15 protein-coding genes are annotated in these 15110 nt (G+C 45.4%); 5 read left to right on the plus strand and 10 right to left on the minus strand.

What is annotated here, in order from left to right:
- Window positions 1-365: 365 nt before the first annotated feature.
- From BVE84_RS01505 to BVE84_RS10995, 3 genes are all read left to right on the plus strand, one after another.
- Window positions 366-1496, plus strand: a complete 1131-nt coding sequence (locus BVE84_RS01505) for a citrate synthase (RefSeq protein ID WP_076995319.1) — start codon at window positions 366-368, stop codon at window positions 1494-1496.
- The gene (icd, locus tag BVE84_RS01510; protein WP_076995320.1) at window positions 1486-2667 is read left to right on the plus strand and encodes an NADP-dependent isocitrate dehydrogenase; all 1182 of its coding nucleotides are present in this window, start codon (window positions 1486-1488) and stop codon (window positions 2665-2667) included. The genes BVE84_RS01505 and icd overlap by 11 nt, the downstream gene beginning before the upstream one ends.
- Before the next feature lie 145 nt (window positions 2668-2812).
- Window positions 2813-2974 (plus strand): MerR family DNA-binding transcriptional regulator, encoded by a 162-nt coding sequence (locus tag BVE84_RS10995; protein WP_083708186.1) that lies wholly within the window; start codon window positions 2813-2815, stop codon window positions 2972-2974.
- Between the two features lie 104 nt (window positions 2975-3078).
- Here BVE84_RS10995 and tgt read toward each other — a convergent pair whose 3' ends face one another.
- Window positions 3079-4218, minus strand: a complete 1140-nt coding sequence (tgt, locus tag BVE84_RS01520; RefSeq protein ID WP_076995321.1) for a tRNA guanosine(34) transglycosylase Tgt — start codon at window positions 4216-4218, stop codon at window positions 3079-3081.
- Window positions 4219-4383: 165 nt separating this feature from the next.
- Between tgt and BVE84_RS01525 the strand changes: the two genes are divergently transcribed.
- Window positions 4384-5229, plus strand: a complete 846-nt coding sequence (locus BVE84_RS01525; RefSeq protein WP_076995322.1) for a DUF975 family protein — start codon at window positions 4384-4386, stop codon at window positions 5227-5229.
- 354 nt (window positions 5230-5583) lie between these two features.
- On the opposite strand, the gene BVE84_RS01530 is transcribed toward BVE84_RS01525, so the two are convergent.
- Window positions 5584-6618, minus strand: a complete 1035-nt coding sequence (locus BVE84_RS01530) for a M42 family metallopeptidase (RefSeq protein ID WP_076995323.1) — start codon at window positions 6616-6618, stop codon at window positions 5584-5586.
- A 74-nt stretch (window positions 6619-6692) separates the two neighbouring features.
- Between BVE84_RS01530 and birA the strand changes: the two genes are divergently transcribed.
- Entirely contained in the window at window positions 6693-7649 is a 957-nt protein-coding gene (gene birA, locus BVE84_RS01535; RefSeq protein WP_076995324.1) for a bifunctional biotin--[acetyl-CoA-carboxylase] ligase/biotin operon repressor BirA, read from the plus strand.
- On the opposite strand, the gene BVE84_RS01540 is transcribed toward birA, so the two are convergent.
- The 8 genes from BVE84_RS01540 to BVE84_RS01575 form a co-directional block, all read right to left on the minus strand.
- Window positions 7609-7803 (minus strand): DUF3272 family protein, encoded by a 195-nt coding sequence (locus tag BVE84_RS01540; RefSeq protein WP_076995325.1) that lies wholly within the window; start codon window positions 7801-7803, stop codon window positions 7609-7611. The genes birA and BVE84_RS01540 overlap by 41 nt on opposite strands.
- Window positions 7804-7866: 63 nt before the next feature.
- Window positions 7867-9543, minus strand: a complete 1677-nt coding sequence (gene dnaX / locus BVE84_RS01545; protein WP_076995326.1) for a DNA polymerase III subunit gamma/tau — start codon at window positions 9541-9543, stop codon at window positions 7867-7869.
- The gene (locus BVE84_RS01550; protein ID WP_076995327.1) at window positions 9543-10040 is read right to left on the minus strand and encodes a GAF domain-containing protein; all 498 of its coding nucleotides are present in this window, start codon (window positions 10038-10040) and stop codon (window positions 9543-9545) included. Before BVE84_RS01550 ends, dnaX begins: the two co-directional genes overlap by 1 nt.
- Before the next feature lie 79 nt (window positions 10041-10119).
- Complete coding sequence (gene leuD, locus BVE84_RS01555; RefSeq protein WP_076995328.1) at window positions 10120-10725, minus strand: 3-isopropylmalate dehydratase small subunit; 606 nt, start codon at window positions 10723-10725, stop codon at window positions 10120-10122.
- 2 nt (window positions 10726-10727) lie between these two features.
- Window positions 10728-12110 carry a 3-isopropylmalate dehydratase large subunit gene (leuC, locus tag BVE84_RS01560; protein WP_076995329.1) on the minus strand — a complete coding sequence of 461 codons (1383 nt, stop codon included), beginning with the start codon at window positions 12108-12110 and terminating at the stop codon, window positions 10728-10730.
- 1 nt (window position 12111) lies between these two features.
- The gene (locus BVE84_RS01565) at window positions 12112-12381 is read right to left on the minus strand and encodes a DUF1294 domain-containing protein (RefSeq protein WP_076995330.1); all 270 of its coding nucleotides are present in this window, start codon (window positions 12379-12381) and stop codon (window positions 12112-12114) included.
- Window positions 12378-13412 (minus strand): 3-isopropylmalate dehydrogenase, encoded by a 1035-nt coding sequence (leuB, locus tag BVE84_RS01570; RefSeq protein WP_076995331.1) that lies wholly within the window; start codon window positions 13410-13412, stop codon window positions 12378-12380. Before leuB ends, BVE84_RS01565 begins: the two co-directional genes overlap by 4 nt.
- Window positions 13413-13426: 14 nt before the next feature.
- On the minus strand, window positions 13427-14983 hold the full coding sequence (locus BVE84_RS01575; RefSeq protein WP_076995332.1) for a 2-isopropylmalate synthase: 1557 nt from the start codon (window positions 14981-14983) through the stop codon (window positions 13427-13429).
- Window positions 14984-15110 lie beyond the last annotated feature (127 nt).

Consider the following 15110-nt stretch of genomic DNA (forward strand, 5'->3'; position numbering starts at 1 on the left):
TTAGGCTGAAAACCTCCACTGGAGCTTTTCACTCGTCATATTTCCTATTTTGCTATATCCGTTTGAACTATGTTCACTTACGGATACGGAAGCAACTATCCAGTGGAGAGTTACTTCGTTCAAGGATATTCGCTTTTTAAATGTCCCTGTATCTTATGGAATTGAGGTCGGACTAAGAGCAGTGTAAAAAAGATAGGCAGCTGTTTCAGCTTTAGCTGATTACAGATGAGAATCCCTTTAGGGATAGCCCGCCTTGTGTTCATCGAACACATCGTCAGTCTCCTATTTTTACTTTGCTCTTGACGTCCTCACATCTTAACTGAGTCTTTAACAGACTTGGTATCTTAATTTAGAAAGAAAAGCCTATGACACAAGACAATGGATTAAAAGATTTAATCGCCTGCCATACCCGTATCAGCTCGATTCAGAATGACCATCTATCCTATGCTGGCTACGATATTTCAGAGCTGATCGACAATCAGGCTTCTTTTGAAGAAACCATCTATCTCCTTTGGAACCTACGGCTACCTACTGCACATGAGTACCAAAGGTTTACAGATGAATTGCGAACAAACTATGCCATTAGCGATGCAGTAGAACAATGTATCCTCATCCAATCGCGCAAACATCTCCATCCCATGAGCGTCCTGCGCTCAACTGTCAGCTTGCTAGGAGTCTATAATGTCAATGCGGAACAACAATCCCTAGAGGCCACCTATGAACAATCTATTCAACTGATGGCAAAGATTCCGACTATTATTGCAACTTTTGCGCGCCTACGCAATGGGCAAACACCGATTGCTCCCCGTAAAGATTTGGACTTTGCAGAAAATTTCCTCTATATGCTGACTGGACAGGAACCCCTTCCGCTAGAAAGTCAAGCCCTCAATAAGTCCTTCATTTTACATGCTGACCATGAACTCAATGCCTCCACTTTTGCGGCTCGTGTCTGCGCATCAACCCTGTCAGATATTTATTCCTGCGTTACAACAGCTATCGGTACCTTGAAAGGACCACTCCACGGAGGGGCGAACGAACGGGTATTTGATATGTTGCAGGAAATCCGTGCCTGTGGGGATACCAAGGCCTATCTCCAAGAAAAATTAGACTCACAGGAAAAAATCATGGGATTTGGACACCGTGTTTACAAACAACAAGACCCTCGGGAAAGCTATCTCCGCCAGATGGCAAAGGAGCTGACCCAGGGGACAGAGCAAGAAGTCTGGTACCAGCTCTCTCGTGAAATCGAAGACTATATGAAACACACCAAGGGCTTGATTCCAAATGTTGACTTCTATTCGGCAACGGTCTACCATGTCCTAGGCATTGATAGTTCCATTTTCACCCTCATTTTTGCCATGAGTCGGGTAGCAGGCTGGATTGCTCACATTCAAGAGCAGCAGCGCTTCAACAAGCTGATCCGCCCCCGTTCACACTACCTCGGACCCGAAAATCTGTCCTACATTCCCTTAGAAAGGAGAGGCTATGTCTCATAAGATTTATTTAGAAAATGGGCGACTCATCGTTCCGAATCAGGTCACCATTCCTTATATTGAAGGTGATGGAGTAGGGCCAGAAATCTGGTCCTCTGCACAGACTGTCTTTGACCGTGCAATAGAGTTAGCCTATCAAGGGCAGAGAAAGGTAGAATGGCTAGAAATTCTGGCTGGTAAAAAAGCCTATGATACAAGGGGCGATTGGCTACCAGAACAAACGATGACCTGTATCAAAGATTGTCTCATTGCCATCAAAGGACCGCTTGAGACGCCTGTAGGAGGTGGCATCCGATCACTCAATGTCGCCTTGAGACAAGAACTAGATCTCTATGCCTGCGTTCGACCAATTCGCTACTTTAAAGGAGTTGATAGCCCTCTCAAACATCCCGAAAAGACCCGTATCACTGTCTTTAGAGAAAATACAGAGGACATCTATAGTGGCATTGAGTGGGAGGCTGGTACTGTAGAGGTCAAACGTGTGATGGATTTTCTCCAAACCGAGATGGGGGTGACGAAGGTTCGCTTTCCTAAGACTAGCAGTATCGGTATCAAGCCAATTTCGGTCGAAGGAAGTGAGCGAATCGTACGCGCTGCGATTGATTACGCCCTTGAAAACAAGCTCTCCCAAGTCACCCTCGTCCACAAGGGAAATATCCAAAAATTCACCGAAGGGGGCTTTCGGCGCTGGGGCTATGACTTAGCTAAAAGAGAATATGGTTCCTTTATAGAAAGTGGGCAACTCTGTATCAATGACCTCATTGCAGATAATTTCTTCCAACAAGCCCTGCTTCATCCTGAAAGATTCGATGTAGTGGTTCTCACCAATCTCAATGGTGACTACGCCAGTGATGCCCTTGCTGCTCATGTGGGAGGAATCGGCATTTCTCCCGGCGCCAACATCAATTATCAGACTGGGCATGCCATCTTTGAAGCCACTCATGGTACTGCACCAGATATTGCAGGTCAAAACATAGCTAATCCTTGCTCCTTGCTCCTTTCTGGTGCCATGCTCTTTTCCTATATCGGTTGGAAAGAGGTCGCTAATCGCATCCAAAATGCCATTGCAACTGCCCTAGAAGGCCTAGAAATGACAGCCGATTTAGCAGCAGATAGCCCAGTCCCTACCCTTAGCACTAGCCAGTTTGTCGAACGATTACTAGAATATCTCTAACAGATGGAAAAATCCATCTGTTCTTTTTTTAAAAAAGACTTGACATTACCGCAACGTCAACTTATATAATAAAAAGTGGGAGGAAAAACATCGGTGTTTCTCGTCCCTATCTTGCAAGATATAGATAACAAAGGGGGATAAAAATATGGTGTATTCGATTCGCCAACTGGCAAGCCTATCTGGTGTTAGCACTCGTACCCTCCGTTATTATGAAGAGGTCGGACTCCTATACTCTTTAAAAATCAAAAGGATACTTCGTCAAGAGTCCTATTTTTACTTTGAGTTTTTCACGGACTTTGTATCTTAGTCAACTGAGTTCGGACTAAAAATGTGAGAAAAAAGATAGGCAGCTGTTTCGGCTTTAGTCAATGACAGCTGTGGCTACCTTTAGGTATAAACTAAGTGAGTCTATTAAAAATTACGCTTTGAGCTATTGTATCCGTAGCGCTCGACAAAGTCTTCACGGAACTCCAAGAGATTATCGTCCATAATCGCTTGGCGAACATTGCGCATCAGTTTGAGCAAGAAGTAAAGATTATGGTAGCTGGTTAGGCGGATACCGAAGGTTTCATCCGCTTTAAGAAGGTGGCGAAGATAGGCCCGCGTATAGTGACGACAGGTATAGCAATCACAATCATGGTCAAGAGGGGTGAAATCCTCTGCAAACTGGGCATTTTTCACTACCAAACGACCCTGGCTGGTCATACAGGTACCATTTCTAGCAATCCGTGTCGGCAATACGCAATCAAACATGTCCACTCCACGGATTACCCCATCAATCAAGCTATCCGGTGCCCCAACTCCCATGAGATAACGCGGCTTCGTTTCTGGTAATAAAGGCGTTGTAAAATCAAGCACTGCATTCATTTCTTCATGCGACTCCCCAACAGCTAGACCTCCGATGGAGTAACCAGAAAAATCCATGCTGACAAGATCCTGGGCCGACTGACGACGCAAATCTTCAAAGCCAGCTCCCTGCACGATTCCAAAGAGACCTTGGTCATGCGGTCGCTGATGGACTTTTAAGCCACGCTCTGCCCAACGGCTGGTACGCTCAATCGACTTTTTGACATAACCATAGGGCTGATAGAACTGCGGACATTCATCAAAACTCATCATGATGTCGCTCCCTAGATTGTTCTGAATAGCAATCGCTTTTTCAGGTGATAAGAACATTTTTGACCCATTCAGATGGTTTTTAAATGTCACACCCTCTTCAGTGATGTTCCGACTATCCGCCAAGGAATAGACTTGAAAGCCCCCACTATCTGTCAAAATCGCCTGATTCCAGTTCATGAACTGGTGCAAACCTCCGCCACGCGCAATCAACTCATCGCCCGGTCGCAGCCATAGGTGGTAGGTATTGGATAAGATAATACCCGACCCCATTTCCTTGAGTTCTTCTGGAGACTGGGTCTTGACAGTTGCTTGGGTGCCAACAGGCATAAACATCGGTGTTGGAAAGGTGCCGTGTGGCGTCACAATTTCCCCCAAACGCGCTCCCGTATGCTTTTCTTTTTTTATCAATCGATACTGAATCGGTGATGTCATCTTGTACCTCCCGCTAGGAAAAACAGTCCTAGGTATTTGTCTTGTCTAAAGGGTCTCTCTACGATAGGTATTCCCCAAAAAGAAACTCCACAAGCCTATCTAGTCTATCAAAAAAAGACTAGCTTGTCACCTCATATTGTGCTACACTATAGGCAGGAGGTTTTTATGTTTTCTATTCAACAAATTCGTGCCAAAGCACGCCAAACCATTGCTGAGACTCCTGGAGCCTATCTCCTTGCTCTCATCCCTGTCATCATGGGTGTTGTCATCCAATTCATCAGTTCATCACAGTCCAATAACCTAGCCCTAGAATTAGTCACTTCACCTTCCCTTGACTTCTCTGTCTTTATCAAATCGACGGCTTTTCCTTTCTTCTACGGAATTTTAGCTGATTTGATGAGCCTATCGATTTTGCTTGCCCTTTTTCAAGTTATCTACCACTATCGTGACAGTGTTAGTTTCAAGGATTCTTTTAGCCTATTTAATCACCAACGTTTCGGTAGTCTCTTAGCTACCTATCTCTTAAAGTCACTCTTTCTCTTTCTTTGGAGCTTGGTTGCGACCATCGGCTTTTCCATCCTCTTGGGTGGGCTTTTCATGGCTGCCTTAGCAGCTGGTCTAGGGCAACTACCAGAAGACTTACTCGTCGTTGCGGGAATGATGATGCTCGTCGGCTTTATCATGGGAATAGCAGGACTTGCCCTTTTCCTCCCACAGGTCTATGCTTACTTCCTTGTAGAACCACTTTTGTTTGACCAGTTAGCACACGACACCTATACTGGACCACTCGCCGTCATTAAGGAAAGCCGCCATTTGATGAAGGGGTATAAAATGAAAGGCTTTATCTTGAACCTGTCCTTTATTGGTTGGCTCATCCTAACAGTCCTTAGTTTTGGTATTGTGGGAATCTATGTCATTCCTTACTACAGTGCCAGTCACCTTCATTTTTACCAGGCAGTCCTCGATGACCGCTCTATGAAAGAAAAATTGTTCCATGGCATGGTGCTATAATAAACGAAAACGTATGACGATTCATACGTTTTTTTGAACTCTACTCTACCTACGGTTAGACAAAAAACTCCGCCTATAGAAAAATGCATATTATCATCTTGCTAAAAACGTTCAAAACGATTATTTTATTATGATACTTTACTTAAGTAGCGGTTATGAGCTCGCTTCGCTCGCCTTTTCACGAAGAGATAAGAGCACTGATACTATCCTTCGATATTGACATTGACAAATTTTCTCAGAGATACTTTGTCTACAACCTGAAGCTCACTTCGTTCGCTACTTATTTTGTAGGCAGCGATTGATTTCTACATCCAATGTTAAAACGAAAGCACTATAACAGCTCTATTTAAAAAATCATTCTACCATCGCTGATTTCAGATAAACATCAACCATTTTCTCTGCAGCTACAACCGAGTCAATATGGGTGCGTTCGTAGGAATGGCTCGATTCAATTCCTGCTCCGAGGAGAGCATGCTTGACATCTGCTCCTGCATGCATGGCAGCCGAAGCATCCGACCCATAATAGGGATAAATATCCAGCTTGTAGGGAATGTCGTTCTCCTGCGCCAAAGCTACCAAATGCTGACGCAATTCATAATGATAAGGACCCGAAGCATCTTTGACACAGATAGAGACTGTATATTCATCGGTCTGCTGGTCATCTCCCATAGCCCCCATATCAACAGCTAGATACTCTACTACCTGATCAGGCAGACTGGAGTTCGCCCCGTATCCAATCTCTTCGTTATTTGAAAAATAAAAATGTGTCGTATACGGTAGGAGGATTTCTTCTTCTTTGTAGCGCTTGAGCAAATGAATCAAAATGGCCGCTGACACCTTATCATCCAAGTGTCGACTCTTGATGAAGCCACTTTCAGTGATAACTGTCCGCGGGTCAAAAGAGATAAAATCCCCCACATCGATGCCTAGAGCGCGAGTCTCCTCAGCAGAAGTCACTTTCTCATCGAGACGAATTTCCATATTGGTCTGATTACGCTCTGCTGTTTTGGCATCGGCATAGACATGGACAGAGGTCTGGTGCATCAAAATCGTTCCTGTATAAGTCTTACCACTTTTAGCCACATGAATCAGACAGTTCTCCCCCTCGATAGAAGGGTAGCCAAAGCCTCCGATGAGATCCATCTTCAACCGTCCATCAGGCTTAATCGCCCGCACCATGGCCCCTAGAGTATCTAAATGCGCTGTCACGACTCGATGCCTACTCTCATCTGCTCCTCTGGTACTCACCAGGATACCGCCTTTGGCGGTCTGCACGACCTGGTAGCCTAAGTCTGTAACCTCAGACTGGATATAGTCCATGATGGTTCTTGTATAGCCTGTCGGCGATGGGATGCCGGTTAATGTGACAAGGTAATCAATGGTATTCATGGCTCCTCCTTTATTTGACCTTTATCGTCTCCTATTATACCACATCGAAACACTTTTTTTGGTATAATGAAAGCATGAAAACCTATGAAAAAATTTATAAGCTCCTCGGAACAACACAAGACTATATCAGCGGAGAAGAGTTGGCCCAGTTATTGGGGATTTCAAGAACCTCAGTCTGGAAAGGCATCAAACATTTAGAAAGGCAGGGGCTAGTTATCAAGGCAGGGCCCAATAGGGGCTATCGCTTAGAACAAGGCGACCTCCTGCTTCCCAAAGAAATTGAACAAAGCCTCAACATCCCTGTTCATTTGAATAACAATAGCGTCTCAACTCAACTGGATGCCAAACAGGGAATCAAGCAGCAAGGTAGCAGCCCAGCCCTTTATCTAGCCCCCTCTCAAACGAAAGCTCAGGGGCGGTTTGGCCGATCTTTTTTTACGGCTGAAACAGGGGGGATTTACATGACCTTGCACCTGCGTCCTGAGATTAGTTTTCAAGAATTGAAACCCTATACCCTGCTCGTTGCAGCAGCTATTGTTAAGGCCATCGATCAGCTAACAGGTATCCAAGTCGACATCAAATGGGTCAATGACATTTATCGAAACGGAAAGAAGATTGCTGGTATTTTAACGGAAGCCATCTCTTCTATTGAAGCCCAGATTGTAACCGACGTGGTAATAGGAGTTGGACTGAATTTTTGCCTGACTGACTTACCCGTAGAACTGTCCAAAACTGCAACCAGTCTCTTTACCGTCTCTCCCTCTATTACACGTAACCAGTTGATTACAGCAATCTGGCACCACTTTTTTACCACTAGCGAAGAAGAGCTGCTGACCCTATATAAAGAAAAATCACTTGTCTTAGGAAAACAAGTGACCTTTTCACAACAAAACCAGCACTACTGTGGACTCGCTACAGCCATTACCGATACTGGGGCCCTCCAAGTTCGATTAGAGGACGGTTCCTTAAAAACGCTCTCTAGCGGTGAGATTAGTCTTGCTTCTTGGTCAAACTCTCCAACACCTGAATAACCTTACTCACCCGATAGCTCATACGGAGATTCCGTATGACAAAAAATCCGTAAATGGCCGCCCAAAGATACTCACCTGCTAAAATCGCCTCGTTCATCCAGTAGGTCGCAAGGACTGTTGTCAACATAAGAAAGATAAATTGTGTTACTCGCATAGTCCTAGTATATCAAAAAATCAGCCTTTCAGCTGATTTTTTATGTTCTTCTAGTTCTAGAGTCTAATCCTCCACAATCGTGATGGTATCTGCTAAAAATTGGAAGGCTTCTGGAACTAAGGGGGCTTCTTCGACTGCTGGTGCAGCTTCTTTTTGTCCCTTGGCTCTGATTGAAAAATCAGCACGAATCGCTAACCAATCCTCATGCGCAATCGCTAGAATATGGGGAGAAAAACCGGCTACCTTGCTTAGGATATTCCCAAACATAGCATCTAAATTCTCCCGCTTCATGGTTTGCTCTGCATTAAAGGCGGAAGCAAAGGATAAGATAGCATGGTGTTCGTTTGCTGCAACGGGCTGAGAGCCGACCAATAGAGCCTTATCCGCACCTGATAGACTTTCGATAATTTCTCCCCAGGCGTTTTGTAGACGGGTCAAATTCTCCCTGGCTAGATTTGGATTTTCCATAGCCTCCTGTAAAATAGCATAGACCTTATTGGTATCTGGGCGATACTTTTTATTGGTCTGCGGTTTGCGCGAAACCGATTTGACCTCTACTGGCTGCTTGTCAAGGGTCGCTAACTGTTGCCTTAGAGCTTCTACTTGGGCCTTGAGGGCTTGGAGCTCTTCTTGCACCGCATCTGCTACAGTAGTGGCTCTGCCATTAGCTACTTGCTCCGCTACATTTGCCAAGCGAATGGTCATCATTTCCGCATAGATCTTAGGCTGGGGACTGGCCTTAATATCTACCAAAGCCCGCGTGACTGTCTCAATCATGGTAAAAATCTGCTCCTGCCCCATCTGAAGATTCTCTGAAAACATAGGACTCATATAAGGAAGTTCTCCCCCTGTCTGAACAATCAGCAAATCCCGCAAATAGTAAAGGATGTCCGTTGTAAAACGAACCATGCTCTTTCCATTATCAAAAATAGTCTGCAAATGTAGTAGAGCTGTCTGTGCATCCTGCAGGCGGATACTTTCCATATAAGAATCTAAGGCTTTGAGACCAATCGACCCTGTAATTTCTTCTGCTATTTCGAGGGTCAAATCTTGGTCTGCACTGAGACTGAGAGCCTGATCCAAGATAGAAAGGGCATCGCGCATTCCACCTTCAGCGCGGCGAGCAATCATGGCAAGGGCCTGTTCATCAAAGCCAATCTGTTCGTCATTGAGAATATGGGCTAGGTGCCTTGTAATGTCTGTCACCTTAATCGCCTTAAACTCAAACCGCTGCACCCGTGACAAAATCGTTGCAGGAATCTTGTGTAGCTCAGTAGTCGCAAGGATGAAAACTACATTTTCTGTCGGTTCTTCCAAGGTTTTCAAGAGGGCATTAAAAGCTCCCGTTGACAGCATATGGACCTCATCGATAATGTAGACCTTATAGCGGGCAAGACTCGGTGCATAGGTTGACTTGTCCCGAATATCTCGGATTTCATCCACACCGTTATTTGAAGCTGCATCAATCTCGATGACATCTTCCAAGCTACCTTCAGTAATGGCCTTACAGATATAGCATTCATTACAGGGTTCCCCTCCTACTTGATTGGGGCAGTTCATGGCCTTGGCAAAGATTTTAGCAGCTGATGTTTTCCCCGTTCCTCGAGGACCAGAAAAGAGGTAGGCATGGCTGATTTTTTCTTGTTCAATGGCCTGTTTGAGAGTAGTGGCCACCACTTCTTGTCCGACCATTTCGCCAAACGTTTGACTACGGTATTTCCGATAAAGGGCTTGATACATTAGTTTTTCTCTCCAAACATGGCAAAATTCCAATCTGTTCCCTCAACTAAGAGGGCAACGAATCGTTCCAAGTATTCCTTGTCAATAGCATCGTAATCCGCCACTAAACAAGAATCCAAATCGAGGACACCGAGCAACTGACCATTTTTCAGCATGGGGACAACAATCTCAGACAAGGCCTTTGCATCGCAGGAAATATAGTTGTCATGCGTCCGCACATCACTGACAATCATCGTTCTTCCTTCTTCAGCTGATTGCCCGCAAACACCCTTTCCAAGGGCAATATGGGTGCAAGAGACACCTCCTTGGAAGGGACCTAATAATAGCTCCGTTCCATCAAACAGATAAAAACCTGCAAAAACTGAGTTTGGCAGGGCCTGATTCAGGAGAGCCGCACTATTTGCTAGATTGGAAAGCGCATTACGCTCGCCTTCCAGAAGCCCTGCAAGCTGCGCTAGGAGTAAGTCATAATGGGATTTTTTTTCTTGTTCTAACATAGTTCATATTGTATCACAAAAGCGAGAAAAAAGAGGGCTAGAGCCTTCCTTTCTGGTGAAAAACTTACCCTCCCATCTTTTATTTCTGCTCATCTGCTCTCCAATAGGCAGGGCGATTAGCTTCATAGGCAGCAATCAATTCCTCGTATTGAAGGGTGATTCCTATATCATCTAAGCCATTTAATAGTTTATATTTCCACTCACTATCAATGTCAAAGTGAAAGCTACCTACAGGTGAGTCAATCATCTGCTTTTCTAGGTCAATGATAATGGTCTCATCTGGTGAAAGTCCTGCCAATTTCTCGCGAATCTCCCTAGGCTGGACGATCGGCAAGATACCATTGTTTAGTTCGTTATTGTAGTGGATGTCTCCAAAAGATCCTGCAATTACGACCTTAAAACCATAATCTGCCAAGGCCCAAGCGGCATGTTCCCGAGACGAACCTGCTCCAAAATTATCACCTGTCACTAAAATAGTGGCTCCTTGATACTCATCCTTGTTAAACACAAAGTCAGGGTTTTCCGTATAAGCATGGTCCAAGTAACGCCAAGCATACATGAGGTACTTGCCAAACCCTTTCTTATCGATCAACTTGAGAAATTGTTTGGGGAGAATCTGATCCGTATCAATATTATCATTCATCAGCGGGACAGTCGTTCCCCTATAAATGGTGAATTTTTCCATTCTTAGGTTACCTCCGCAAGTTTTCTTACATCAACGAAGTGACCAGCGATGGCAGCGGCAGCAGCCATGGCAGGACTACACAGATGTGTCTTAGCCCCAAAACCTTGCCGATCCTCAAAATTTCGATTGCTGGTTGAAGCACAGTGGATGCCATCTGGTACCTTGTCTGGATTCATGCCCAAACACATGGAACACCCTGGCTCCCGCCATTCAAAACCTGCATCTATGAAAATCTTGTCTAAGCCCATCTTCTCAGCTGCCCGCTTAACGGGCCGACTTCCTGGTACGACGATGGCAGTTACATGCGGGGCTATCTTCTTACCCTTAATAAACTTGGCAGCAAGCTCTAAATCACTTAGGCGGGCATTGGTACAAGAGCCAATAAAAATATAGCCAAGTTCAATCTCTTCCATCTTCTGTCCTGGATGAAGCCCCATATACTGATAGGCTCTCTCATCATTGAGGTCTTTGATGTCTGGAAACCGTTCATCAACGGCTACCCCCATAGAGGGATTCGTACCCCAGGTCACCATGGGTGCTAAGGTGGAGACATCCATACGAATGATTTTGTCATAGGTGGCATCCTCATCAGAAACCAAGGTTCTCCAATCCGCAATCGCAGCTTCTATATCGCGAGGGGCATGCGCCGTCTGCCTTACATAATCATAGGTTTTTTGATCTGGGTTCATCATGCCAATTTTGGAACCAAATTCAATAGACATATTGCAAATGGTCATGCGCTCTTCCATACTGAGCTGCTCCACTGCCTCTCCTCGGTACTCCACCGCATACCCAACACCCAGACCAACCCCATATTTTGCAATTAAGGCTAGAATATAATCCTTAGCATACACCCCTTTTGGTGCCTGGCCCAAAAACTCAATCAAGAGTTTCTTGGGCTTTACCTGCCAGATAGTCTGGGTCGCAAAGACATGTTCAACCTCACTGGTACCAATACCAAAAGCCAAGGCACCAAAAGCCCCATGCGTTGCCGTATGGCTATCTCCGCAAACAATGAATTTCCCCGGTTGTGTCCGACCCGTTTCAGGTCCAATCATATGGACAATGCCCTGTAGCTCCGAACCGTGGTCAGCACAATCAATACCAAACTCGGCTACATTTTCTGCTAGTTTATCCATCTGCGCTTTTGAAATAGCATCCCGAATATCATAGATATTGACCGTTGGTACATTGTGGTCAAAGGTGCCATACGTCAAATCCGGCCTACGCAGACGCCTATTGGCCTCACGCAAGCCTTGGAAGGCCTGAGGACTCGTCACTTCATGGATATAATGCTGATCTACATACATGAGCTGGGGCTGTCCCAACTTACCTGTAATGACATGGCGTTCCCAAACCTTATCTAAAATCGATTGCCCAGCCATACTACCTCCAAATCCAATAGATAATGACTCCATCTACGATTAGGCCTAGTAACCAAGCTACTTGGAAGTACCACTTTTTCGTCTTATGACGAAAACGGCTGCCACCAGCCCAGGCACCCAGCCCACCACCGAAAAGACTCATTGCAAGCAAGGTCTTTTCCGGAATACGATAGGCCTGCTTTCTAGCCTTTCCCTTATCCAACCCATAGGTTATAAAGACAATTAAATTCCAGACCAACAAGGCCATACTCACCATTTGCTTGATTGTCATAATTGTTGAATAATTGCCTCTACCACTTCTTGTGTAGAAGCACTCCCTCCTAAATCTTTTGTCAAAATCTTGTTGGCAAGACTTGCTTCAACGGCATCTTCTATTCGTCGAGCAACTGCAACCTCTCCAAACGTATCCCGCAACATCATAGCAACAGATAGAATCATACTGATAGGATTGGCGATGCCCTGACCTGCAATATCAGGAGCTGATCCATGAATGGGTTCATATAAGCTAGCCCCTGTCCCATGACTCGCCGAGGGCATCACTCCCAACGTTCCCGATAAGACGCTAGCCTCATCTGACAAAATATCACCAAAAAGATTTTCGGTCACCAAGACGTCAAACTTGCTAGGGTGGGTAATCATCATCATAGCTGCACTATCCACCAACTGATGTTCTAAGGTCACGTCAGGATAGTCTTTTGCAACTCTATCTGCCACCTTGCGCCACAGCTTTGAAGTCGCAAGGACATTTTGCTTGTCAATGCTGGTCACTTTTTTCTTACGCCTTTGCGCTAGTTCAAAGGCCCGGCGCAGAATCCGCTCAATTTCATCCGCCTGATACTCATTGACATCCCGCGCCAGGTCAGTTTTTAGCTCATGTTCTCCGAAATAGATTCCCCCTGTTAGCTCGCGTACCACTACAAAATCCACATCCGCAATCCGCTCTTCCTTTAGCGGAGACAAGTGTTTTAAGGCAGGAGAAATGGTGACCGGTCGTATATTGGCATAAAGCCCCAATTCCTTGCGTAGTGCCAACAGACCTTGCTCTGGACGAACGCTAGCATTATCATAGCGAGGACCCCCAATCGCAGCAAGCAATACTGCATCTGCTTGTCTACAAGCCTCCAAGGTAGCTTGGGGAAGGGGATGCCCCGTCGCATCAATCCCTGCGCCCCCAAAGGCTTTTTCCACTAAATCATATTCAAAGGAGAGGCTTGCTTTGACGGCTTCCAGTACCTGTAGACCTGCCGCCATAATCTCAGGGCCAATGCCATCTCCTGCAAGGGCTACGATTCTTTTTTTCATATCTCCCTCCTGGGCTAATCTAGCATATCACGATAGGATACGGTGTGTCCAATACTTCCTTCGTTTTCTTTTTGAACAAAGATATTGGCATGGATATAGGCTATTGCGCTAGCCTTCAAGACATCAAAGTCTAGGCCAGAGGCATTGAAAATAGTCTCAGTTGCTTGATTTTCCACCGTGACGACCACACGCGCTTGCGAATCAATTCCGTCTGTCACTGCCTCAATATTGTAAGATAGAAGTTTGACGTCTTGGTGGAAAAATTCATCGATAGCATTGAAAATGGCCTCAACGCTTCCCTTACCAGTTGCCCGACATTCTACCTGCTCTCCCTGAACATTGATCAAGCGAACCATCGCTAGCAAGTGATTTCCGTCCACTTCAAGTGTCAAATCATCAAAGTGGAAGCCTTCTGGATTTTCCACGGTCACGCCTGCAATTAAGGCCCGAATGTCTGCATCTGTGATTTCTTGTTTCTTGTCTGCCAAGGATTTGAACTTATGGAACAAAGTATTGATCTCTGCCTCATCAACTTCCAGTGCCAATTCTTTTAATTTCTCCACAAAGGCATGGCGACCAGAGAGTTTTCCAAGTGGCAAACTATTGCTCTTAACGCCGACCAATTCTGGAGTGATGATCTCATAGGTGAGCGGATTTTTTAGCACTCCGTCTTGGTGGATTCCTGACTCGTGCGAAAAGGCGTTTCCTCCGACCACAGCCTTATTCTTAGGAATCGCAATTCCAGAAAAGCGCGAGACCATCTCAGAGGTATGGATGGTTTCCGTCAGAACAATGTCCGTCTCCACCTGATAGTAATCCGCACGGATATTAAGCGCTACAGCCACCTCTTCTAAGGCTGCATTTCCTGCGCGCTCACCAATTCCGTTGATGGTCCCTTCCACACGCCCTGCTCCGTTTTTAATGGCCGAAAGACTATTAGCCACCGCCATACCAAGATCATTATGACAATGCGGACTAAAGATAATCTGACCTTCCGATTTCACATGTTCAATCAGATAGCGAAAGAGACGGCCGTATTCCTCAGGCGTAGTGAAACCAACCGTGTCAGGAATATTGATATAGCTCGCACCTGCATCCACTGCGGTTTGCACCACTTCTAAAAGAAAGTCTGGCTCTGTCCTTGTACCGTCTTCAGGCGAAAACTCTACTACATCGAATTTTGAACGTGCATAACGGACGTATTCTTTGATACTGGCAAGAACCTCTTCCTTAGTCTTTTTCAATTTAAACTCCCGGTGAATGGGACTGGTTGCGATAAAGACGTGAATCTGCGGATACTTCGCTTCTTTTAAGGCTTCATAACAGGCATCAATATCTGACTTCACCAGACGGGCCAGACCTGTCACAGCAGTCCTTTTCATAACTTTTGCAATTTCCTTGACCGCAGTAAAGGAATCTGGGCTAGCCGCAGGAAAACCTGCCTCAATGGCTGAAATACCCCATTTTTCTAATTGCTTAGCAATGGCAATCTTTTCCTTAATGGAAAAATTGACTCCCGGTGTTTGCTCCCCATCTCGAAGACTGGTATCAAGAAATTCAACTTTACGCATAAGCTACTCCTCTTTCTCCATAAATAAAAACATCCCACTTGACCAAGCGAGATGTTTGCCCGCTTGGTAAGCCAAACAGGACTAATGCTTGCATGCACTAGTCCCCTCGTCGCAACAATAGATCCAT

This window comes from Streptococcus azizii (assembly GCF_001984715.1).
Classification (GTDB): domain Bacteria; phylum Bacillota; class Bacilli; order Lactobacillales; family Streptococcaceae; genus Streptococcus; species Streptococcus azizii.

What these genes read in the sequence shown, in the direction of transcription:
- icd (WP_076995320.1), top strand. Translation starts at nt 1,486, where the DNA reads ATGTCTCATAAGATTTATTTAGAAAATGGGCGACTCATCGTTCCGAAT.
- tgt (WP_076995321.1), bottom strand. Translation starts at nt 4,218, where the DNA reads ATGACATCACCGATTCAGTATCGATTGATAAAAAAAGAAAAGCATACG.
- BVE84_RS01530 (WP_076995323.1), bottom strand. Translation starts at nt 6,618, where the DNA reads ATGAATACCATTGATTACCTTGTCACATTAACCGGCATCCCATCGCCG.
- BVE84_RS01575 (WP_076995332.1), bottom strand. Translation starts at nt 14,983, where the DNA reads ATGCGTAAAGTTGAATTTCTTGATACCAGTCTTCGAGATGGGGAGCAA.
- BVE84_RS01525 (WP_076995322.1), top strand. Translation starts at nt 4,384, where the DNA reads ATGTTTTCTATTCAACAAATTCGTGCCAAAGCACGCCAAACCATTGCT.
- BVE84_RS10995 (WP_083708186.1), top strand. Translation starts at nt 2,813, where the DNA reads ATGGTGTATTCGATTCGCCAACTGGCAAGCCTATCTGGTGTTAGCACT.
- birA (WP_076995324.1), top strand. Translation starts at nt 6,693, where the DNA reads ATGAAAACCTATGAAAAAATTTATAAGCTCCTCGGAACAACACAAGAC.
- leuC (WP_076995329.1), bottom strand. Translation starts at nt 12,110, where the DNA reads ATGGCTGGGCAATCGATTTTAGATAAGGTTTGGGAACGCCATGTCATT.
- BVE84_RS01505 (WP_076995319.1), top strand. Translation starts at nt 366, where the DNA reads ATGACACAAGACAATGGATTAAAAGATTTAATCGCCTGCCATACCCGT.
- dnaX (WP_076995326.1), bottom strand. Translation starts at nt 9,543, where the DNA reads ATGTATCAAGCCCTTTATCGGAAATACCGTAGTCAAACGTTTGGCGAA.
- leuD (WP_076995328.1), bottom strand. Translation starts at nt 10,725, where the DNA reads ATGGAAAAATTCACCATTTATAGGGGAACGACTGTCCCGCTGATGAAT.
- BVE84_RS01550 (WP_076995327.1), bottom strand. Translation starts at nt 10,040, where the DNA reads ATGTTAGAACAAGAAAAAAAATCCCATTATGACTTACTCCTAGCGCAG.
- BVE84_RS01540 (WP_076995325.1), bottom strand. Translation starts at nt 7,803, where the DNA reads ATGCGAGTAACACAATTTATCTTTCTTATGTTGACAACAGTCCTTGCG.
- BVE84_RS01565 (WP_076995330.1), bottom strand. Translation starts at nt 12,381, where the DNA reads ATGACAATCAAGCAAATGGTGAGTATGGCCTTGTTGGTCTGGAATTTA.
- leuB (WP_076995331.1), bottom strand. Translation starts at nt 13,412, where the DNA reads ATGAAAAAAAGAATCGTAGCCCTTGCAGGAGATGGCATTGGCCCTGAG.